Raw genomic sequence first — 21,472 nt, 5'->3', positions numbered from 1 at the left:
CTACGCCCAAAACAACATCGCCATAAAATCGCGCAATTCGATTGTGCCGAGTAAGCGTCGTCCATCGACGACCCGCACCTGCCGCTCGCCTTCGGTTAGAAACAACTTCGCCACCTGGATCGCGGGCATGTCCGGCGGGACCGTCAACACGCGCTCGCGCATGAAATCCGCCACCTTGCGATCGCGGTCCTGCCGCAACAATTCCGCGAACGGCTCGAACCGCAGCAGCGGCGTGAGATCGTGCATCCATAACAGGTGTTCGGGCAGGCTCAGCCGCAGGATGTCCTCGAGCGATACCGCCCCGCGCAGGTCGCCTTCCTCGTCGACTACCGTCACATCCATCAGCCGCTGCGAACACATTGCATCAATCGCTTCGCGCAGGGTGTCCGTTTCCAGGATCGTGACTGCATGCTTTTCCATCACGTCGCGCGCGAGCAGGTGCGGGGGCAATTCGCCGCTGGATTCAAGAAAAAACTCGTGGACTTCACCCGCCGTTTGGCATTGGACGAGCCGCTCCCGCGCGCTTTCCGCGTGCAGGTCGCGCGTGACCGCCGCGAGCGTCTGCAAGTAAAGGTCGGGGTCCGTCCGCGGGCTTAAGAGGAGAATGATGGCTTCGACCGTACCGCGCGTCTTCGTGGGAAACGCAATGCCGCCCGGTGCAATGCCCACTGCGACAAGCACGCGATCGATCGTGTCCACCCGCACATGCAGCAACGCCAGCCGCGGCGCTATGACCGTCGAAGACGCCGCCTCGCGGCGCAAACAACGGTCAATCGTCGAGTCCAGATCGAAGCCGCCTCCGTTGCGATGCAGCAACGTGACAAGTTCGCGGATCGCCTCGGCCCAGTCTCGTGCGATAATCGGACACCGGATATTCTCGATCCGGACAAAGTCCGAAAAGCGAATCTCGGTCGTGGACGACATGATGCGCCCCCGGGCACGGCAACATTGTCCGTGCCTCCCCCAGACGCCGTCGGCGTCTACTTCAATGATACCACACGCCGGAGCCTTTGGAGGTTCCCCAAACCATCCCCGCATCGCGCATCACCGGCCCTACTTCGGTCACCGCCCCGTCACGGTCATCAGCGCCCCAAACAGGATGTATGCGGTCAACAATGCAACCTGCACCGCAACCATCACCCACCGTTTGCGCGGTCGCCCCCAAACAACGCGCACAATCGTCGGCGCGAATAATACCGGCAGACTCAACATCGCAACCGGAACCAGCAAGACGGGATGATCCGACAACCCGAACACTTCAAGCACAATCATCAACGGCGCGATCAGCCATCCCGCGATCAGGGTAAGCGCATTCGATCCAGGCAAGTCTCGTGTGATGATGATTGCGGCGACACCAACTAGCGCGAACAGCAATCCGGCGACAATTCCAATCGCGGCAACGCCACCCCGCTGCTTCACCTCCTGCCGTTCGGTATGTTCGTCTGCCATGGCGCAATCCTTCGTCAACCCGGCGCAGCCACGCGGCGAAAGCGCTCCACTACGCGCCCATTGCTTTCCGTTGCCTTACGCAACCCCTCGCGCAATTCGTTCAAGGCTGCTTCAGGCATCTCCGGCGTGTACTTGGTGATCGACGGTTCGAATTGGCTCACGTGCGCCGCGACCGCCTTCACTTTCGTCTCGTAGATATCCGTGATGTCCACTTCGTAATTTGGTTCCTGCGAGTAATAGAAGTACGCAAGCGGTACCCCGTATGGTTCGAGTTTCTCGTCCAACAAATGCTGCGGATAATACAAATGCCACTCCGCGGCGCGAAACGCGTCCTGCACAATGTACGCAGCCAACCGGTGGTCCGACTTGTGCCACTGCACCCACTTCGTCCCGGGGTCCGCGCTGAACACCACGTCCGGCCTGTGCTTCTTGATCAATCGCGCCAACTCCCCGCGCAACAGATATGGATCGGCATACTCGAGATCGCCGTCCTCATAACCCAGCCAGATCAGGTTCTCCTTCGGAATGCCCACAACCGCGCTTGCCGCCTCCTCTTCCGCGCGGCGAATTTGCGCCAACCGCTCCCGCGTCATCTCCAGGTCCTTCGACCCCTTATTGTCATTGGTAAAGATCACGACTGTAATCGTATTCCCGTTCTTCACCAGCTTCGCCAACGTCCCCGCCATCGAAAAATGTTCATCGTCCGGGTGCGGCGTGAACACCATCACCTTCTTGCCCCTGAGGTTCTCGACCCGCTCCGCGTCGGGCACTGCCGGAGGATTAGACACCAACGGCTCGGCGATGGGTTGCGCGAACGCGATGGACATTGTACCGAGCAATAGTATGGCGATAAGGGCTAACCTGCGCATCGAAATTCTCCTCTGGATGATCAACCTGTGTGGTTAGGATCGACTCATGCTGCGCTCAATAGATATAGGCAGACCGCCGCAGAGTATGGCTGCTACTATTCGGACAGTCCATAGCGGTAATGGACGTAATCGATCAGGTACGTTTGAAATGCGGGCGCTCCCGGGGGAGATCCCCAGCGGCGGCCGTTCACCGTCGACCAACAGTGCTGCCCGAGGAGCGTAAGCGGTCCATTCATCACCGGTTCACAGTCGAACTGCTTCGAGAGATACCATGCATCGACCTTTTTCGCTTTGAGCCCTACACGAACGTGCGTGGGGTCAATGACCTGGAGCAGCAGGTAGACCGGCCTTGCAGAAAGGATTTCCGATGGAACGTCGGGCTCGAATCGAACGGCGAAAGTTTTCGACGCGTTTTCATCGCCCAACGCCAGATTGGTGTAGACCGGGTGCGGGTCTTTCTTCGGGTCGAACTTCAAGCCGGGTTGCCAGCGTCCGATGTTCGTATGGTCTTTGTCTTCGAGCCACCAATTCATCCAGAAGTTCCAGGGCTGGTCTGCGGGCGGCGGCGTGAAGCAGATCTCGATCTCCCAAGGCGGAGGATAATCTTTCAATGAAAGCCCGCCACCGCCGACTGCGCCGAAACCCGTTCCGCTGCCGGGACCAAGCAGAGTAAACGCCAGTTGGCCGGGATGCGAAAACGTGTCCGCGACCGTGCACTGTGGTTGGATTTGCCATTGGGCAAGGTAACCGGGAATTTCAAAGTCGTCAGAGTACTGTTCAAAGGGAATTGGTGTCGATCCAAGGAAGACGCAATAGTCCACGTAGTACTCGTAGTCAGGGTTCGGCGGCTCGGGCTGCGGAGTCGGTACGACAGTCCAAACCTTCGTTGGATCGCCGGCACTCGGATCGCCCAATTGCATTGGCCCGGGGCCACGCCTCAATCCAATCGATCGACAGAGCACGTCCGGAATCCAGCGGTCACAGGAAAACACAGGGCCAATCTCCCAGATTCCGGTGATGTTGCCATACTGCGCCAAATCGATCACCCGCATGTTCCAGCCGTGGGCCGCATCAAACTTGATTCCGACCGAGAGAGCGGAGGGTCCCATGAGCACGCACCGGAAAAACAATCGGTCGCTTGCCGGTCCGGCGTAGCGCGAACCGTCCATCACGGTCACGTGCGGGATTCTCCACTCACCCATCGCCGTGTAGCCGAGGTCGCCGCGGCCCCAAACGAGGTACGTCTCCGGCGATTGCTGGTCGGTAAACTGCGGGAGCCCTTGGCCGCCTTCGCCCGTAAGGCCAATATGAACAACCAAGAGTTGAACCACGCGGGTGTCCGGCGGCATTTGCGTTCGCTCCGAAGGCCACGTCGATGGGTTCGAGAACGTCACTGCGACATTAAGCCCCATCGCGAAATTGACCTGCGTTTTGCTGCCAACCCCCGCGATGGCGTCGAAGTTCTTCATCAGCGACAATTGAAACTCCCACGGCAGTGCGTAATCATCGATGCGAATGGGGTCCCCGAGGATTCCCTTTACGTCCTTCCCTTTGCCCGCCTCCCACAACGTCAAGAGGCCGGGATGTTCGGCCGTTGAGGCTTCTTTCACGTTCTCCGGTGGTACGAGCCGCCATGTTCCGATGTCGCCATTCGGATCGCCGAAATGTTGGCTTAGGGCACGTATATCGTTCTCGGCCGACCGCACGGTATCCGCGACGATGAGCCAAAGCAGCAGGGCCGCGATGACATGAAAACTGAGGCGCGTAACCCTGAGATTCACCATTTGCTGTGTCGTCCTTTTACGCGAATGGTACCAGTGCTTGCTCTGAGAGATTGAACGTATCGTAAGCGATCGCCGGAACGCGAATCACACCCGTCAAGAACGGCGCACCCTGCTAGGCGTCAACAGACCTTGCGACACGATTCGCCCTGTTGTATCCTCGCTGACTCCGGCGTGCTCCGGGCATCATCCGAGGGGGCAATATTATGCGCAGGTCTGCAATGGCACTTTGTTTATTGCTTTTCGTATCCGGGGCGCTCGCCGCCGACCTCCCCGGCGCGGGGCCCGACGCGGGCAAAGTCGTCGTCTACCGCGACACCTGGGGCGTACCGCACATTTACGCGCCTACCGCCGAACAGGGGGTATATGCAATGGGCTGGGCGCAGGCCCAAGACCGGCCCGACGACTTGCTTCGCAACCTGCTTCGCGGCGCCGGCGAACTTGCGAGCATCGAAGGCGAAGGCGCAGTCGATTCGGACCGCATCGTTGCGATGTGGGACTTGTACAGCGGCTGCAAGAAGCGCGTCGACGAAATGGAGCGGACAAATCCCGCGCCCCCCACCTACGTGCTGATGAAAGCCTACGTGCGCGGCATCAACGATTATTACGAACACAATCCAAAGGCGAAGCCCGAGTGGTGGGGCGACCGTCAAATTGACGTCGCCATGGTCATGGCCTTCGGCCGCATCTTTCTGCAGAATTGGTCCTTCGACGATGGCTTCGACGATCTCAAGCGCGGCGGCGTCGAGCCGGGGACCTTTCGAATGTCGCGCGGTTCCAACCAATGGGCCGTCGCGCCCGTGCGCAGCGCGGAGAACGTGCCGATTCTCTACGTCGATCCGCACCTCGGCTGGCTCGGCGTAACGCGGTTCTGGGAGTTCCGCATTCACGCCGGCGACCTCGCCGGCAGCGGGTTCTCCCTGCCCGGTATGCCGTTCATCGGCCTTGGCCACAACGAAAACGTCGCGTGGGCAATGACCACCGGCGGGCCCGACACCGCAGACGTCTATGAACTCACGCTGAATGACGACGCCTCCGCCTACAAATACAACGACGAGTGGCGCCCGGTCCATAAGCGCATGGCCGCGATACAAGTGAAAGGCGCCGATCCGGTCGCGCTAACGCTGCTTCACTCCCACCACGGTCCCATCGCCGCAATTCAGGACGGAAAGGGCTACGCAATCAAATCGTCGTACTGGGATGCGACCGACGGCAACGCCGCCTGGTTCGAGTTCAACTTGGCAAAGGACTACACCGGCGTGAAGAACGGTCTCGCGACGCTTCAGGTCTTCCCGCAAAACGTCATGGTCGCGGACACCTCCGGCAACATCTACTACCAGCGCACCGGCCGCGTGCCCAAACGTCCCTCAGGCTATGACTGGTCAAAACCCGTCGACGGCTCCACCTCGAAAACCGAGTGGCTCGGCCTACACAGAGCGGACGATCACCTCCAGGTGCTCAACCCCCCGCAGGGCTACATGCAGAACTGCAACATCCCGCCCGATTCCATGATGGTGGGCAGTCCGTTCAAAGTCGATCTCGAGCGGCCCTATCTGTTCGCCGATCTCAGCCACAGCGCCTCACGCGACGGTTGGTCCAATACGCGCGGCGCGCGCGCCGTTGAACTCCTGAGCAACGACGCAAGCGTCACAGTGGAAGAAGCCCTCGCGTACGCAGCCGATGCAAAACTGTTCGGCGCGGACCGATGGCTCGAGCTGCTGAAAATGGCCGACGCAAAGTTCGGCGCGGATGCGCGCAAAGACGGCGATCTCGCGGCCGCGTTGGACGAACTGCTCGCGTGGGACAGCCAACTCCTCCCCGAATCCAAAGGCGCGCTCAAGTACTACTACTGGCGCAAGCAGGCCAAACAGGATATGGGCGACGCGTACAACGCGCTGCGTAAACGGGTGAACAATTTCCGCGCACCGCTCGGCGTGCCCAATCCGCCCCTCGACCCCAGTGACGACGAACTGAAGGCATTGATGACAGCCTTTGTAAATGGCATGGCCGATCTAAAGGCCGATCTCGGTTCACTCGACAAAACATACGGCGACGTGTTCCGCGACGGACGCGGCGACATGTCCTGGCCCTGCGGCGGCGGCGGCGACGGCGATCTCGACATGACTACGCTGCGCAACGTCAATTACTCGAACGAACGCGACGACCACACGCGCTGGGGCCGCAGCGGCCAAACCTCAACGCAAATCATCGTGCTATCGAGACCCATACAAAGCTGGACCTACGTCCCCCACGGCCAAAGCGACGATCCAAAGTCGCCGCACTTCGCCGACCAGGCGGAGAAACTGTTCACCAAAGGCAAACTGAAAGACACATGGTGGACGCCCGAGGAACTCGCCGCCAACATCGAAAGCCGCGAAGAACTCCCAACATCAAAATGAACAAATAGCTTCTCGGGCGACAGGAGCCTTCGGGGCGGGTTTTCGAATCCGCCAACTGTCCGCTACGTAAAAACTCGGTCGAAGCGCTATCCGTCCGTTTCAACTCCCGAGGCGCTGTACTCGGCGTGCTCCTCTTTCAGATGCAGTTGCTCGCCACCTTTCCTCTTGTGCTTCGGAGCCTTCTTGAATGTCACGTTCGCCCCGGTGGCTTTAGGCATGTCGATGCGTTTGCCTTCCAACAAGTCGCCGATCGTCAACAGTTGAAGTTTACCGTGCTTCCCCCACGGTGAAACGTAGTGCCCCGCCGCGGCCGCCTCGCCCCGCATGTCGCGCGTCGTTGGATGCATCGATATAAGTACACCGATCTGCGCCTTTTCCCTATCGACAACCGCTTTTAGTTCGCGGACATCCTTCACACCAATCTTGCCAGATTTGACGGAGATAATAATTTGCTTCGTCTCGTCACCACCGTGATCGTCGTGGAAGTATAGCCTTCCGTCGATACCCTTGTCTGCGCCTTTCTTCTTCTCGGCAGGCCGCGCCCCAACTAACCCCAACGCCCACCACTGGAACTGGTACCGATCGGACTCGGCAAGAATCCGCGCATCCACGATCGACGCTGGCTCACCCACAACGTCATATGTTTTCGCTATCTCTTCGCCATATGAATCGCGTAATCGGTGTCGTATGAGGTTCACCGCAAGATGCGTAATATCGATGCCAATCCAACGGCGCCCAAGTTTCTGCGCGGCGTCAATTGTCGTTCCGCATCCGCAGAATGGATCGAGAACAATAGCCTGGGGATCGCTACTCGCCGAGATAATGCGTTCAAGAAGCGCAATCGGCTTCTGCGTGGGATAACCCAAACGTTCGGCGGCTTGTGCCTGAACAGGCAGGATGTCGGTCCACGTGTCGCCGACAGGATTCCCCTCCTGTTCGTCCAAGTAACGCTTAAGTTGTGGAACTTTCCCGGGCGCGGACTGAATAATTAACCCTGCTTTGTGGGCCCGCTCCATGCGGTCTCGCGTCCAACGCCATACCCGTGTTACACCCAAGAACTCGTATGTCAAGTTCGGTCTATTCTTGTTCGGGTTTGTAAGATCTGCCAATCGATACCGGCGATTCGTATCCAGTTCCACGTGCCGATAAAATTTTTGGACATACTTGGGGTCATGCTTTGTATATTGAGAGTTCCAGACGCATTGCTCCGCGCGTGAGTATGCGAGTAATACGTCGTGATTGTTTGCAAACCGAGTGAATGCGAGCCCTTTTGCGTTCGTACGCTGCCACACAATTTCGTTTCTATAAAACTTTGGGCCAAATACGCCATCCATGAGCAGCTTCAAATAGTGACTTGCAGTCGGGTCGCAGTGCAGATAAATCGAGCCGCTCGACTTGAGCACGCGCCGTAACTCGCGCAATCGTGGGGCCATCATGGCGAGATACGCGAGCATGTCGGATTCGCCGACGAGCTTGCGAAAGGCCTGAAGTGTCTCGCTCAGCTTCCCGCCCGCCTCAACTGTATCGTAATACGCCTGCGCCGCGTTCTCGTCCCAGCGCCACGTGTCCTCGAACGCCTTGATTTGCGACGCGGCCTGCGCGCCGTCGTGTTCCTTAAAGAGCACGTTGTAATTGGCGTTGGAATTAAACGGCGGGTCGAGATAGATGAGGTCTACGGACTCGTCTGCGATATGCTCTTTGAGCACAAGCAGGTTGTCCCCGAAGTATAGGCGATTCATCGCGTCTCCCATGCGATGCGATTATGCCACAACTTCGGTCCCGGCCAAAGGGGCGCGTCTCCGCTTCTCCCTACGATCCCCTCGTTTCCAATCGCTTCACATTTACCTGCACGCCCTGGCACATAGCCGCAAGGTCGGGCACATCGAACTCGCGCAGCAGCCCGAAGCAAAACAGCGGCGAGTAATCGTTGTACGAAATCCGTTCCGTAACGAGGTCTTTGAGCGACGCCGGCGCGTCTTCCGTCGTGAGGCGATACAGCTCCGTGCGGTGCAGTCCACCGTACATCAACGCGATGACGCCGCTGATCCAACCCGTCGAATGGATTGCGACCGGCGCGTTGTACGCCTCGCGCGCCCACTGCGCGATGCTGCCGAGTTGCGCAACATTCTGCCCGAGCACGCGCTCGCCCGTCGTCTCGATCATGATAGTGTGTTGATACCGGTGGCCGCCTTCGAACGTACACTCGCCCTGCAACGCGAGGTCTACCGCGACCACGCGCGATCCCGATTCGACGAGTCTCGTCACCGTTTCCGCAAGCGATTTCTTTCCGCCATCGCCGAATACAACCGTCGTAACCTTCGCGCCTTCGGGTTCGAACACCACCGCGGGCGCAGTCCACTCGCCGGTCTTTAACCCGAACGTGGCGCACTTCAAGCCTTCGATTGTTGATTCGTTCTTCTTTTCCGCGACTGCCCCTGACATCTCCAGCAGTTTGATTGTGTCGCGCAATCGCGTCTTTGCGTCCTCCTGCCACTTTGCTAGCTCGATTGGATCATCCTTAGGCGCGGGCGTCACCGGCAACGCGCCAAGAAACGATTCCGCAATCGACACCAGCGTGGCGTTGCTTTGCGGAATACCCACGACGAGTTCTTCGAACGTCTTGATTTCGCCGTCCCACGCCGGTTCCGTATTGTCCCAACCCAATCCAAAATGCTCGCTGAGGTGCGCGTAGAGTTGCAGCCGGTTATCGAGCGCGTAGTTGTGCGTTCCCGGATCGTGATTGACGTAGAAGCGGAATTGGTCCTCGCACCCATACAATCTGTAAAACGGCACGACGGGATCGTACACGGACGGCGCCATGTGGTCTGCCTTGAAGCAACACTGGTCCGCTGCGTTGTAAATGAGCAACGCGGGCCGCGGAGCGAGCAACGCCGTCAGGTGCGAGAAATCTGCGACCGTCAGCAAATCGGGCGGCACCTGCTCAAGATCGCCGATGTCGCTCGGATACGCGATGCGCATGTCAATCCCGCTGTATCCCGCGTTCGGCGCGGTCACGGCAATGCGCGGCTCCAACGAACTGAGAATGATCGTCTGCCATCCGCCGCCGGAAAGCCCCGTCATCGCAATCCGGTTCGCGTCCACCAACGGATACTCCGCAAGCACGTCAAGACCGCGTTTCATCGCAAGATAGAACGCGCTCATCCCGCTCACGCCGCACAGATTCATACACGCGAGGTTGTTGTGGGTCTTGTTGTCGGGATGGTTCAACTCGCCGAACGCAATCCATTCCGGGTGCAGCGCAATCACGCCCCGTTTCGCGAGCACAATGCGGCGCACTTGCTCCTCTTCGTTCGCCTTGCCGGGATCGCCCACGTGCCCATTAACGCTGAGCACGGCCGGCACCTTGCCGGTCATCGACGCCGGCTCGTACAACAGCGCGGGGACCCACATGCCCGGCGCGCCCTCGTAGCGCAACTTGCGGATGCGATAGCCCTTGCCCGTATCGATGTCGCTGACCCACTCCACGCGCACCGGACCGGAATACCACGATTCGGGAACGCCGCGATAGATGATCTTCTCGATCATCCCGCGGCGAATTTGTTCGGCCTGCCGCTCCCAAGCCTCCGTGGACTGCGGTGTCACCAGTGGCGGAAGGCGCTTGCTCAGGAACGCCGACCATTCAGATTTCGTCGTCTCCGCCCCGAGTACCGGCTGTGCAAGCGCGTCGGCAATCCCAGCTCCGGCCCATGCGTTAAATACACAAATAAACAGTACAGAAATGACAATGAGGAACCGCGCGCAACGACCCATGGGAATGCCTCCGCTGATTGCACCAGAGCCACCACTATAGAGGAACGCGCGCAATCTTGACCAGAGCGCGTGACAGGGCAGTTGCGTCCGTTTGCCCGCCGATGGCCAAAATATAGAGATGCTGTAAACCGCCTACTAGCAGTAGGTTGTATATGGGTAAACGCTATACACAACCCCTTGTGTTTTGGTTCTGGACGTGGTAACATAGTGAAGTTCTCGCGGTATAGTGGGCAGGTTTTTCTGCTGCGCTCGCAGGGGCGCGGGCTCCCAACCCTCGTGGGAAGGTATTCCGGCTCAGGGGGTTATCGGAGATTCTGACGGGATGCAGGGCCGGTGGGTTTGTGTCCACCCGGTTCAATTTCGTAGGATGGTGGCGTTCCAGAGTTCTGGACGCTGTTGTTAAGTGGAATGCAGCAAAGGAGGAAACGTACATGTCAGTTCGCAGTCGCATCGCTTCGCTGGCCTTGCTGGCGGCGGTAGCCCTTCCCCTTGTGGTGGGTTGCCAATTTCTGGTCTTCAAGGTTTGTGTCAAGAACAACACGGAGTACTACTTGGAAGAGTTTGCGTCCAAGGTGGCCGGCGCGGCCACGTACCCGGACGGGGCCATCAAGAACCTGGCCCCCGGTAGCTCGGATTTTGACGGCGGCTACGGTGCCGGTTCGTACGACTTCCGCGCCAGCTTCGACGTGTCCGACGACAGTATTTGCGAGGACGTCGTCGAAGTGCTCGGTGTTGAAATCGAAAACACGAACCTTTGCATCACGTACGAAGTGCAAGACATTGTTGGCAAGGGCGGCGAATGCTCGGAAGAGATTTACGCGACGTTAGACTACGTTCTCTAATCGCGTAGTTCACTCTTGACACTTTGCGGCGGGAACCGGCGCGCAAGCCCGTTCCCGCCGCCCTATTTTTTGCCTCTCGACAAATCGAACGCGCCCGCGTAGAATACACCCAGATTTTGCGATTGGGTTGTTCGCATTTCAGCGCGAAAAAAGGGAGGAACACACATGTCACGTCGTCTTGCATCATTCGCCATTCTGGCGGCGGTTGCCCTGCCTCTCGTGGTCGGGTGCCAATTCCTCGTATTCAAGATCTGCGTCAAGAACCAAACCGAGTTCTGGCTTGACGAGTTCGCAACAAAGACTGCGGGCGCCCCAACCTATCCGGATGGCGTGCTCAAGCTCATCGCCCCAGGCGGGACGGGTGCCGCAGGTGGATACACCATGGGGTCCTATGATATCCGCGCGATCTTCGACGTGTCCGACGACGCCGTCTGCGAGGACACGGTCGAACTGCTCGGCGTCGAGATCGAGTCCACACACCTCTGCATTACGTACGAAGTGCAGACCATCTTGACCAAAGGCACTGAGCCGTGCTCGGAAGAAATCTACGCGACGCTTGACTACGTACTGTAGACCGCGCCAAGTGTAAAGTGTGAATCGTGGGGCCGCCTGCGGGCGGCCCCCGCTATTTTTTTAATCGCCCCCCAAATCGGGTATCGACAAACCGATACACCTCGTCGTACAATGTCGCGTCTCCAATTGGTGGGGGCAACGTATATAGCGCGAAGAAGGGAGAATGTCGCATGTCACGTCGTATCGCATCGTTGGCCGTGCTGGCCGCGGTAGCGCTGCCCTTGGTGGTGGGCTGCCAGTTCCTCGTGTTCAAAATCTGCGTAAAGAACCAGACCGATTTCTGGCTTGACGAGTTCGCCACGAAGACTGCGGGCGCGTCAACCTATCCCGATGGCGTGCTCAAGCTCATCGCACCCGGCGGGACGGGCGCCGCGGGCGGGTACACCATGGGGTCGTATGACATCCGCGCAATCTTCGATGTGTCGGATCCGAGCGTGTGCGAAGACACCGTCGAACTGTTGGGCGTCGAAATCGAATCGACCCACCTCTGCATCACCTACGAACAACAATCGATCCTTAAGCCGAGCAAGAGCACCTGCGACGAAGAAATCTACGCGACGCTCGATTACGTCCTGTAGTCCGGTTCGCGTTAAATGATTCCGAGGGCGGCCCACCGGGCCGCCCTTGTGTTTTTACCGAGACCGTTTGCAGCCGCGCATTCGCTGAACTTACTATACGCGCCGGGAACCCAACATGACCGTGAGAACCGCCATACCCGCCGTGCGCGCCTTGCCGGAAACCGTCGCGAACCGCATCGCTGCGGGCGAAGTCGTCGAGCGTCCCGCGTCGGTCGTAAAGGAACTCGTCGAAAACGCGATCGACGCGCGCGCAACCCGCGTTCAGGTACGTATCGTCGCCGCGGGACGCCGCACCATCGAAGTCATCGACAACGGCCACGGCATGTCCGAGCAGGACGCGCTCCTCGCGATCGAACGCCACACCACGAGCAAGATTCGCCGCGCCGAAGACCTCGACAACATCGTGACCATGGGCTTCCGCGGCGAGGCCCTCGCGAGTATTGCCGCCGTATCGCGCTTCGAACTCGTCACGCGCCGACAACAGGACAATTCCGCCACCCGCATTCGCATCGAAGGCGGCGTGCTCCGCGATGTCGATCAAGTCGCCGCGCCCGCGGGCACGCGCATTTCCGTCAACCGCCTATACTTCAATACGCCCGTGCGCGCGAAGTTTCTCAAAGGCATCACCACGGAATTGAGCCAGTGCATTGACACCGTACAGCGCCACGCGCTCGCGCAGACCGGCATCGCGTTTCACCTCACGCACAACGACAAGACCCTCCTCGACGTGCCGGAGTCCGCGACATTGCGCGAACGCATCGCACTTATCTGGGGACTGAGTTTTCTCAAAGACATGGTCGATGTCGACGGCGAACAGGCCGGCATGCGCGTCTTCGGCATCATCGGCACACCCGCCCTGTCGCGCTCGCAACGCTCGCACCAGTACTTCTTTCTGAACCGTCGCCCCATCGTCAGCCGGTCGCTGCAGTACGGCTTCGAAGACGGCTACCGCTCCCTGCTTACGATCGGCAGGCACCCCGTCGGAATCGTCAGCATCGAAACGCATCCGCGCCTCGTGGACGTCAACATCCATCCCGCAAAACGCGAAGTCCGCTTTCGCGACGAACGCGCCGCGCGCGACGCCGTACGCGACATCGTGCGTGAACGCCTCGCCGCGATAGGGGCGCCGTCCGCACATGCGATTCCCGCAAACACCCCGCAACCGGCGCCTCCACGCACCGTCGTACAGATCGCGGACTATCGCGACCTAGCCGCCGAGATCGACGACGTCCCGCGCGAAGATACCGATCCCATTGAAGTGGTCGCGGCGGATTCCATCGGTACAGACATCGGCGAAGCGACGCCGGCGCCCGTGCAGACAGAGTTCGGCGCGGCGGAACACGGCGGCAAAGTGGAACCCGCCGCCGTATATCGTCCGATGGACCGCGTCGCCGATGCGCCAATGCAATTGTTCGACACCTACCTGCTCGTGCCGGAAAATGATCGCCTGCTCATCATCGATCAACACGCGCTGCACGAGCGCCTGCGTTACGACAGTCTGTTTGCCGACCTCGAGGACCACGACTACCAGGCACAGCAACTCGCCGTGCCGCTGTTGGTCGAGGTCCCGCCCTCGCACCAGAAGCTCCTCGAAGCCAACCTCGACATCTTCCGCCGTATCGGCATGGAAATCGAACCGTTCGGCGGATCGACCTTTCAGGTGACCGCGATTTGCCATTTGTACGACGAGGCGCGCGTGCCGGACGCCATCTACCGCGTGCTCGATCACCTCGCCCAGGGCGAACTGTTCAGCCGCGAGGATTTCCTGTCGGACGCGTTGCGCCTCACCGTCGAAGCATGTCGAGGCTCGGTGAAAGCCGGCGACCGCCTCTCCCCGCAGGAACGCCGCGAACTGCTCGACGGGTTCCAGCGCATACGCCCGCCGTACACCTGCCCCCACGGCCGGCCCATCATCACCGAACTCACCCAGATGCAAATGGAGAAGAGCTTTCGGAGACGGCAGTGACGCAAATCCTCGCCGTCGTCGGGCCCACCGCGTCCGGCAAGACAGCCCTCGCCATCGAACTCGCCGAACGCCTCGACACCGAAATCGTCTCCGCCGACTCGATGCAGGTATACAAAGGCATGGAAATCGGCACCGGAGCGCCCACGCCGCAAGAGCGCGCACGCGTCAGGCACCACTTCGTCGGTTTCCTCGATCCGGGCACGGCCTTTTCCGCGGGCGAGTTCGAGCGCCTCGCGCGCGAAGTCGTCATCAATCTGAACAACCGCGGCAAAATCGCCGTCGTCGTCGGCGGGTCGGGGCTCTATCTGCGCGCGCTTATCGACGGATTGTTCGACGGCCCCGGCGCCGACGCCGCCATTCGCAAGCGCTTGCATGCGCAAGCCGGCGCGATCGGCACGCCCGCGATGTATGATCAGTTGAAGCGAATCGATCCCGCGTACGCCGCCCAAATCAAGCAGACCGATCTGAAACGCATCGTCCGCGCCCTCGAAGTCCACGAGATCGCCGGTGCACCGTTTTCCACGCTCCACGCCCGGCACCGCGCCGCGCGCCCGCCCTTCGATGCCGTGCAAGTCCTCATCGACTGGCCCCGCCCCGTCCTCTACGAACGCATCAACGCCCGCGTCGACCACATGATCGCCAACGGATTCATCGACGAAGTCCGCCGTCTCGATGAACTGGGTCACGCGCCCCACATCATGCGATTGCGCTCACTCGGCTACCGCGAATTCCTCGCCTGCATCCACGGCCAACAATCCCTCGAACACGCCACCGGCCGTATGAAACAACTCACCCGAAACTTCGCCAAACGTCAACTCACCTGGTTCCGCGCCGACAAACGCATCGAGTGGCTCCACGCGACCGATAACCTGGAACAACTCGCCGGCGAAGCGCTGCGCAAACTGAGTAAGTAGCGCAACGTACACCACGATATCAACGGACCCACATTCGTCACGGTATGCCCCACAGTCGCGACCCACATTCGTCCCGGTATGGCCCTCAGCCGCTACCCACTGTCGTCCCGATATAGCCCTCAGCCGCGACACACATCATTCCCCCTTCTGAAGGGGCTTGCCCACCGAAGTCTCGACGCTGGCGGGGTGCCCGAAGGGCGGGGGATGTCGCCCGAAACTTCGTCCCGTTCCACTCGTTTGCGTCCTTTCGGTCCCTTGGATCGATTCCGGCGAAGACAACCAAAAATCTTTGCACTTCTCGTGCAAGCTCTCTGGCTTCAGTGCGTTGTTGTCTGAAATCTCAAATTTGAAATTGATCGAGAAAAATCCTTTGGTCGCGGCTATTCCGCGCTACGTCGATTCCGGCGAGAATATCTGAAGATTCCAACCCCCTCGTCTAAGCGCTTTGGCTGTAGTGCGTTGTTCTCTTAAATTCTGAGATTTCAAATTTGCAATTGATTGATGCAACTCTTTGGTTGCGGTCACAAGCCGCGCTAGGTCCCTCAGCTTTATGCTGCCGAAGATATCCAAAAATATTTGCGCTTCTCGTGTAAGCTCTTTTGCTTCAGTGCGATGTTCTCTGAAATTCTGAGATTTCAAATTTGAAATTGATTGAGAAAACCCTTTGGTTGCGGCTATTCCGCGCCCCGTCCTTATACGCCCGCCGCCCACTGCAACACCCAAAGCAAATGCAATAGAAGTGCAATGCTCGGCCATCGCGCCAACTTCCCCGAACTCCTTGTTTCGATTATCAGGACGCTCCCGCCGTTTCCACATACCCACGATTTACTGTGGTTCCGTCAACCCATAACGGCTTTATTCGCAAGTGCGTAACGGCCGGCAAACGGCAACGCACTGGGCATATAGATCAGAAACTGATTCGGATCTGAGTTGCAGCGAGCGATTGCGCAGATGCTGAACACCCGCGCGGCCCGGAGACTACACCCGCAGGAAGATTCTGCGCCGATACATCCAATACAGAACGATCCAATAACACGCGAGCACGGCCGCGCCGAGCGCGAGCGGTTCGTTCGCTGTACCGAGAAACGTGAAGAACTCTTGGCCGAGGTGAGTCTTAAGGCTCGACTTTGTGAACGAATCGAGCAGTTGCCACATGCAGTACGCGGCTATGGCGTTCGTGCCGAGAACGGTCAGCGGAAACGACCACGTCCGGAACTTCGCAACATCGATCACGAAATAAAACGCAGCGAGAAATAGGAAACACCAACCGCCACTGTACAACACCCAACTCGGCGTCCAGATGCGCTTCACGACGGGGCAGATTCCAAGCGCGCCAAGCACCCAGCCGAGCGCGATTCCCGCAACGCCGTACGCCAGCAGCCACCGAACCTTCTGTCTTGCGGTCCGGCCGCTTTTCAGCACGTCGCCTGCGAAAAGTCCAAGAATCATTGTCGCAATCGTCGGAACGAAGTTCAGCGTGCTATATCCCGCCACGTGCGCGTAGAACGGGCGCGGCCGTGGAAACAGGTTCAGAAACCACGTATCGAACGCCCAGCCCAGATTGGTGTTGCCGTTCCAATGCGCCGCGAACCCGGTGAGATTATGCGGCCAATCCGGCGACGTGCCCGCCCGCGCCCAGTCGAAATCGGGCCCCGGCAGCGGGTAGAGCGCAAACGCCGCCCAATATCCAATCAGGATAAGTGCGAATACGGTCCATCTGGACCACGTGGGCCCAAATGCGATTACAAACAGGAAGCCGTACGCGAGACCGATTACGGTCAACGTATCGTCGAAAATCCAGTTCGTCATCGGCGCGCCGTTCGATCGAAGGAAGATGCCAATCGACACGAGCAGGAACGCGCGCCAAAACGCGTGGGCCGTCATGCGCAGGCGCGACTGGCCCTTGTGTTGCCGCGCCATCAGCGAGAACGGCAGCGCCGCGCCCACGATGAACGCGAACGAAGGCTGGATCAGATCGTGAAGCGAACCGCCCGCCCACGGCACGTGAACCCCGTGATACGCCATGATCCGCCAGAAATAACTGCCCGGGTGCGCCTGCGCCAAAAGGTCGAACCGCATCAGCTCTGTCCACATCAGGAAGATGACGAAGCCCCGGTACGCATCCAGGGACGAAATGCGCGTCGGAGCAACGTCCGCCTTCGCGGGGACCACGCCGATGGCGCGGCCTTCGCCGGAATCGGGCCCATCCGTTTCGCGGCGCACTGTCACACCCATCGATCCATTCCCCGTGGACTCCCTGTCTGCCCGCGTACTCTACCCGCGCCCGCCCAGCACCGCAACGCGATCGCGCATCTTCGCACCCTCCGAGCGCAAGAACGGCAGTTGAACGGGATTGACACCGTCTTTCGCGTAGGCTTTGCGTTAGATTCAGGGTAAATTATGTCCAACCTGAGACATGGTTGCCTTATGTCCAACCTGAGACATGGCTACTCGTTCCCAACTTTCCAGTTGGGAACGCGCTCTTGAAAAGCTCTGCTTTGACGCATACTCCTCGGAATTCGCTCACGCTATCGACGACGATAGCCTCTACGCTGTAACCTCATCCATCGTCGAACGCATCCCGGTATTCACCAGCGCTCCGCACGTCGAGATCGTCACCGGCTTCCTCGCCTACTGCCGCCAACGCAGAAGACTCTGCCACTACACCTGCGTTATCCTCGACAACCACATTCGCCTTATCGGCGGCGCAGACGTTTTCAGGAGCGTACGCGAAGGGGGTTCAACGATTGATCAATCCGTCATATTCGGAGTGCGAGCCGATCCAGTACCACACAAACCCATCCGGTGCTTCATGTGCGAGAGCGCGATAACCGGAACCAACTCTAACCGACCAGGCGTTATGAAGGCGCTTGAATCGTAGCGAAGGATGGTGCGGGTCTTGTTTCTAGAGGTCGAACGCTTTGTCCGCGGCCCTGCGAACCTCAGCAGGCAAATCGTCGTAACACTGCCAGAAATCGGGAACGGCGCGGTGCCTCAAAGTGGCGTCGACTTCCCATCTGCATCGTCGCGCATGGCCCGTTCAATCGGCCCGTCGAGCCGGCCTGCCCTCGAATCCGCCTCGATTTGCCGCTCCCACGCCTCAGCCTGAAACTCGTCGAACCATGCCGAAAACGCCACCAAGTCCTCCTTGGACAGCGCGGCTATCTGCGACTCAATCTCCTGCAGCGTCGGCATTTCGACCGTTCCTCATACCCTCCACCAGCCTAACACGCAAGTCCGATCTTGACAACCGCCAATCAACGCCCTGTCCGCTCGTAATTGTAATCGGGGAAATTCAGAGAAATTCAGAGAAATTCAGGGACAGACTACGAAATACAGTACTCCAACACAATTACAGCAGCGCAACCCATTCGGCGCGAACTCGCGAAGCCACCCCGTCAAGATCGGCACAATATGGTGATCCCCACTGCAACGCGCCGGGCACGTGAATAGAGACCGTTCCCATGCAACAAGACGCCACACCCTCCGCACACGGCCAATCACCAAACTTCATACGCCCCGTCCCTTCGTACGACCGATCCTGGCCGCACCGACTGGCCCCACCGCCACGATCCACACCGTCCGCCCGTACTCATCCCCGAAACGATATCTCATCTGTGCAATCTGTGAAATCTGTGGTCGAATTTATATATTGACAAAATCAAACCCAATCTGCGCCTTTCCATCAAAACCCCTCGTTTCGCAAACTCCCTTCAAGCGCGATATCCCAGCCCTTCGCATTTACTTAACCACGTTGTCAACCAAACAAAGGTCGTTCAGCAGCAGCATGCTGCGGGCGCACAATCTCAACTCCGCCGATCCCCCTCATTTATCGCTGTCACCCAAATCACCCTCGTTTCCCAAATCCCACGCTGCACTCCTTCGCGGCCCAATCTTCCGTTCCCCTCAGTGTTCTCCGCCGGCCGTCCGAAGCCGCTTCGGCGAAGGAGGGTGTCTCCGTGGTCAATCCGGAGTGCAACGCCGTGGGCTTACGATCAGGAAGAGTACTCGACATGCCGCAACTGCCCCGGCCCACCCAACGCCCCATCCCCTGTACCCCTTGCCGAATCGAAGGCGGCTATGAAATCGATAGTGGCGACGAGCCCGGCTCGATTGCCCCCCTTGAATCGGCAAGTCACCAAAACCCCCCTGCACCCCGTGCGAAATCGGAGGCGTCCGTGAAATCACTGAAGTTACAGCGATTCTGCCTCAAACACCCCCGTTGTCTCGCCAAAAAAAGTGCGCCACACCCCCTGCACCGCTCACCTCAGCCTCTGCGAATCCCTGTCGCAATGTCGGAGCACCAACCCATTCTCACAACAGCCCCGATTCCCATATTCTGCGGAACCCGATACCCGATACCCGATACCCGTTACCCGAAACCCGATACCCAATACCCAATACCCGATACCCGCTGGCTCTTTGGAACCCGAAAGCCGCTCCCCAAAAGTGCAACGCCGTGGGCTAATAGATGAAGGCAGTCACACCGCCCCGCGATGCCAGCGGATCCCGGCGGGCGCGACCGGATTGACTGCAACGCGTTGTCCTTATAGGTTGTAGGGAGCATCGTGCGCGCATGCCTTCGCTGACGGTGAGTGCCGAGGTCGCAGTTGACGGGGACTGACACCGTCTTTCGCGAAGGCCTTGCGGCTTGTCCTCCATAGCTTTAGCGAAGGAGGAAGCGAAACACGGATGTCCCTCACTCGTCCATGAGGTAACGAAGGGGAACGAGATGAAATCTGACGTCGTCATCATCGGCGGGGGCGTAGGCGGGTGCGCGGCGGCGTTGGCCGCGGCGCGCATGGGCCGCACCGTCGTGATGACAGAGGAGACGGACTGGATCGGCGGACAATTGACCGCGCAGGCGGTTCCGCCGGACGAGAACAAGTGGATTGAGACGCACGGCGGCACAAAGACCTATCAGGATTATCGCGCCCGGGTGCGCGGCTACTACCGCCGCAACTACCCGTTGACCGACGAAGCGCGCGCAAATGAAAAACTGAATCCCGGTGGTGGCGGCGTGTCCGCGCTGTGCCATGAACCGCGCGTCTCGGTCGCGGTATTGAATGAAATGCTGGCGCAATACGTGAGCGCAGGCCGCGTCACGATCCTGCTCGAACACAAACCCATCGCTGCGGATACCGATGGCGACCGCGTGCGCAGCGTCACCGTGCATGACATTCGCAACAACACCCAACGCACGCTGCACGGCGCCTACTTCTGTGACGCCACCGAATGCGGCGATTTACTCCCGCTTACCAAAACCGAATACTTCACCGGCGCGGAAGGCAAGGCCGACACCAACGAACTGCACGCGCCGGACACCCCCCAGCCGTACAACATGCAGGCGTTTACGTGCTGCTTCCCGATGGAGTATTGTCCTGACGAAGACCACACGATTGCCAGGCCGGAGGATTACAAGTACTGGCGCGACTATGTTCCGCAATTGCGCCCGCCGTGGACGGGCAACCTCCTGAGTTGGGAAGACACGCACCCCGTCACGCTCCAACCGCGGCTGAGCAAGTTCGACCCGTCGGCGACGAAGCGCGAAGACATGGGGCGCTGGAATTACCGGCGCATCCAGGCGCCCGAAAATTTCGCGCCGGGCTTCTGTAAAGGCGGCATCACGCTCGTCAACTGGCCGCAAAACGATTACTGGCTCGGCAACTTGTACGAAGTGCCCGCCGACGAAGCGGCCAGCCATCTGCGCCAAGCCAAACAACTCAGCCTGTCATTGCTGTATTGGCTCCAGACCGAGGCGCCGCGCGCCGACGGCGGCGTGGGATGGAAGGGACTGCGCCTGCGTCCCGATGTCGTTGGCACGAACGACGGTCTCGCGAAGTACCCGTACATCCGCGAATCGCGCCGCATCAGGGCGGAATTCACCGTGATCGAGCATCACGTCGGCAAAGAGGCGCGGCAAATCTATACCGGAGAAAACTGTGAGGAGTGCACGGCGGAGGTGTTTCCCGACAGCGTGGGGATTGGATACTACCGCATCGATCTACACCCCAGTTCCGGCGGCGACAACTACATCGACGTCGACAGCATGCCATTTCAAATCCCGCTCGGCGCGCTGATTCCGCGTCGCGTCGAAAATCTGCTCCCAGCGTGCAAAAACATCGGAACGACGCACATCACCAATGGCTGCTACCGCCTGCATCCCGTCGAGTGGAACATCGGCGAATCCGCCGGCGCGCTCGCGGCCTGGTGCATCGAGAAAGGGCAGACGCCAAAGCAGGTCCGTGTCAAAGGCGACTTGTTAGCGGAATTTCAACGGACTTTGGAACGATTCGGCGTGCGCCTCCATTGGCCGGCATGACCCAGACC

General features: G+C 59.4%; 16 protein-coding genes. 7 read left to right on the top strand and 9 right to left on the bottom strand.

Going from position 1 to position 21,472, the window contains the following annotated elements:
* The 4 genes from HUU46_12910 to HUU46_12895 form a co-directional block, all read right to left on the bottom strand.
* Window positions 1-924, bottom strand: coding sequence for a PTS sugar transporter subunit IIA (locus HUU46_12910; protein ID NUM54539.1), 924 nt, complete (start codon window positions 922-924; stop codon window positions 1-3).
* A 138-nt stretch (window positions 925-1,062) separates the two neighbouring features.
* Window positions 1,063-1,449, bottom strand: coding sequence for a hypothetical protein (locus HUU46_12905; GenBank protein ID NUM54538.1), 387 nt, complete (start codon window positions 1,447-1,449; stop codon window positions 1,063-1,065).
* A gap of 14 nt (window positions 1,450-1,463) precedes the next feature.
* Window positions 1,464-2,318 carry a PIG-L family deacetylase gene (locus HUU46_12900; GenBank protein NUM54537.1) on the bottom strand — a complete coding sequence of 285 codons (855 nt, stop codon included), beginning with the start codon at window positions 2,316-2,318 and terminating at the stop codon, window positions 1,464-1,466.
* 95 nt (window positions 2,319-2,413) lie between these two features.
* Window positions 2,414-4,102 carry a hypothetical protein gene (locus HUU46_12895; GenBank protein NUM54536.1) on the bottom strand — a complete coding sequence of 563 codons (1,689 nt, stop codon included), beginning with the start codon at window positions 4,100-4,102 and terminating at the stop codon, window positions 2,414-2,416.
* 203 nt (window positions 4,103-4,305) lie between these two features.
* Between HUU46_12895 and HUU46_12890 the strand changes: the two genes are divergently transcribed.
* Window positions 4,306-6,498, top strand: a complete 2,193-nt coding sequence (locus tag HUU46_12890) for a penicillin acylase family protein (protein NUM54535.1) — start codon at window positions 4,306-4,308, stop codon at window positions 6,496-6,498.
* A gap of 86 nt (window positions 6,499-6,584) precedes the next feature.
* Here HUU46_12890 and HUU46_12885 read toward each other — a convergent pair whose 3' ends face one another.
* Complete coding sequence (locus tag HUU46_12885) at window positions 6,585-8,249, bottom strand: restriction endonuclease (GenBank protein NUM54534.1); 1,665 nt, start codon at window positions 8,247-8,249, stop codon at window positions 6,585-6,587.
* Window positions 8,250-8,307: 58 nt separating this feature from the next.
* The gene (locus HUU46_12880) at window positions 8,308-10,269 is read right to left on the bottom strand and encodes an acetylxylan esterase (GenBank protein ID NUM54533.1); all 1,962 of its coding nucleotides are present in this window, start codon (window positions 10,267-10,269) and stop codon (window positions 8,308-8,310) included.
* A 431-nt stretch (window positions 10,270-10,700) separates the two neighbouring features.
* Between HUU46_12880 and HUU46_12875 the strand changes: the two genes are divergently transcribed.
* The 5 genes from HUU46_12875 to miaA all read left to right on the top strand — a co-directional run bounded on the left by HUU46_12875 (window position 10,701) and on the right by miaA (window position 15,142).
* Window positions 10,701-11,111 (top strand): hypothetical protein, encoded by a 411-nt coding sequence (locus HUU46_12875; GenBank protein NUM54532.1) that lies wholly within the window; start codon window positions 10,701-10,703, stop codon window positions 11,109-11,111.
* 165 nt (window positions 11,112-11,276) lie between these two features.
* Window positions 11,277-11,684, top strand: a complete 408-nt coding sequence (locus tag HUU46_12870; protein ID NUM54531.1) for a hypothetical protein — start codon at window positions 11,277-11,279, stop codon at window positions 11,682-11,684.
* Window positions 11,685-11,854: 170 nt separating this feature from the next.
* Window positions 11,855-12,262, top strand: a complete 408-nt coding sequence (locus HUU46_12865) for a hypothetical protein (protein ID NUM54530.1) — start codon at window positions 11,855-11,857, stop codon at window positions 12,260-12,262.
* A gap of 115 nt (window positions 12,263-12,377) precedes the next feature.
* On the top strand, window positions 12,378-14,228 hold the full coding sequence (gene mutL / locus HUU46_12860; protein ID NUM54529.1) for a DNA mismatch repair endonuclease MutL: 1,851 nt from the start codon (window positions 12,378-12,380) through the stop codon (window positions 14,226-14,228).
* Entirely contained in the window at window positions 14,225-15,142 is a 918-nt protein-coding gene (miaA, locus tag HUU46_12855; protein NUM54528.1) for a tRNA (adenosine(37)-N6)-dimethylallyltransferase MiaA, read from the top strand. The genes mutL and miaA overlap by 4 nt, the downstream gene beginning before the upstream one ends.
* Window positions 15,143-15,532: 390 nt before the next feature.
* Here the strand turns inward: miaA and HUU46_12850 are convergent, their stop codons facing one another.
* From HUU46_12850 to HUU46_12840, 3 genes are all read right to left on the bottom strand, one after another.
* A complete protein-coding gene (locus HUU46_12850; GenBank protein ID NUM54527.1) occupies window positions 15,533-15,958 on the bottom strand; it encodes a hypothetical protein in 426 nt (141 codons plus the stop codon).
* Between the two features lie 162 nt (window positions 15,959-16,120).
* Window positions 16,121-17,245 (bottom strand): DUF5009 domain-containing protein, encoded by a 1,125-nt coding sequence (locus tag HUU46_12845; protein NUM54526.1) that lies wholly within the window; start codon window positions 17,243-17,245, stop codon window positions 16,121-16,123.
* 891 nt (window positions 17,246-18,136) lie between these two features.
* Window positions 18,137-18,337, bottom strand: coding sequence for a hypothetical protein (locus HUU46_12840; protein ID NUM54525.1), 201 nt, complete (start codon window positions 18,335-18,337; stop codon window positions 18,137-18,139).
* A 1,537-nt stretch (window positions 18,338-19,874) separates the two neighbouring features.
* Here HUU46_12840 and HUU46_12835 point away from each other — a divergent pair.
* Window positions 19,875-21,464 (top strand): FAD-dependent oxidoreductase, encoded by a 1,590-nt coding sequence (locus HUU46_12835; protein ID NUM54524.1) that lies wholly within the window; start codon window positions 19,875-19,877, stop codon window positions 21,462-21,464.
* Window positions 21,465-21,472 lie beyond the last annotated feature (8 nt).

This window comes from Candidatus Hydrogenedentota bacterium (genome assembly GCA_013359265.1).
GTDB lineage: Bacteria > Hydrogenedentota > Hydrogenedentia > Hydrogenedentales > SLHB01 > JABWCD01.
Note: the sequence above shows the minus strand (reverse complement) of the source record. Positions and strands in the feature narration are given on the sequence as shown.

Excerpts from the sequence above, each read along its gene's own strand:
- HUU46_12840 (NUM54525.1), bottom strand. The coding sequence starts at position 18,337 with ATGCCGACGCTGCAGGAGATTGAGTCGCAGATAGCCGCGCTGTCCAAG.
- HUU46_12870 (NUM54531.1), top strand. The coding sequence starts at position 11,277 with ATGTCACGTCGTCTTGCATCATTCGCCATTCTGGCGGCGGTTGCCCTG.
- HUU46_12910 (NUM54539.1), bottom strand. The coding sequence starts at position 924 with ATGTCGTCCACGACCGAGATTCGCTTTTCGGACTTTGTCCGGATCGAG.
- HUU46_12890 (NUM54535.1), top strand. The coding sequence starts at position 4,306 with ATGCGCAGGTCTGCAATGGCACTTTGTTTATTGCTTTTCGTATCCGGG.
- HUU46_12880 (NUM54533.1), bottom strand. The coding sequence starts at position 10,269 with ATGGGTCGTTGCGCGCGGTTCCTCATTGTCATTTCTGTACTGTTTATT.
- mutL (NUM54529.1), top strand. The coding sequence starts at position 12,378 with ATGACCGTGAGAACCGCCATACCCGCCGTGCGCGCCTTGCCGGAAACC.
- HUU46_12900 (NUM54537.1), bottom strand. The coding sequence starts at position 2,318 with ATGCGCAGGTTAGCCCTTATCGCCATACTATTGCTCGGTACAATGTCC.
- HUU46_12865 (NUM54530.1), top strand. The coding sequence starts at position 11,855 with ATGTCACGTCGTATCGCATCGTTGGCCGTGCTGGCCGCGGTAGCGCTG.
- HUU46_12895 (NUM54536.1), bottom strand. The coding sequence starts at position 4,102 with ATGGTGAATCTCAGGGTTACGCGCCTCAGTTTTCATGTCATCGCGGCC.
- HUU46_12905 (NUM54538.1), bottom strand. The coding sequence starts at position 1,449 with ATGGCAGACGAACATACCGAACGGCAGGAGGTGAAGCAGCGGGGTGGC.
- HUU46_12850 (NUM54527.1), bottom strand. The coding sequence starts at position 15,958 with ATGTGGAAACGGCGGGAGCGTCCTGATAATCGAAACAAGGAGTTCGGG.
- HUU46_12875 (NUM54532.1), top strand. The coding sequence starts at position 10,701 with ATGTCAGTTCGCAGTCGCATCGCTTCGCTGGCCTTGCTGGCGGCGGTA.
- HUU46_12835 (NUM54524.1), top strand. The coding sequence starts at position 19,875 with ATGAAATCTGACGTCGTCATCATCGGCGGGGGCGTAGGCGGGTGCGCG.
- HUU46_12885 (NUM54534.1), bottom strand. The coding sequence starts at position 8,249 with ATGGGAGACGCGATGAATCGCCTATACTTCGGGGACAACCTGCTTGTG.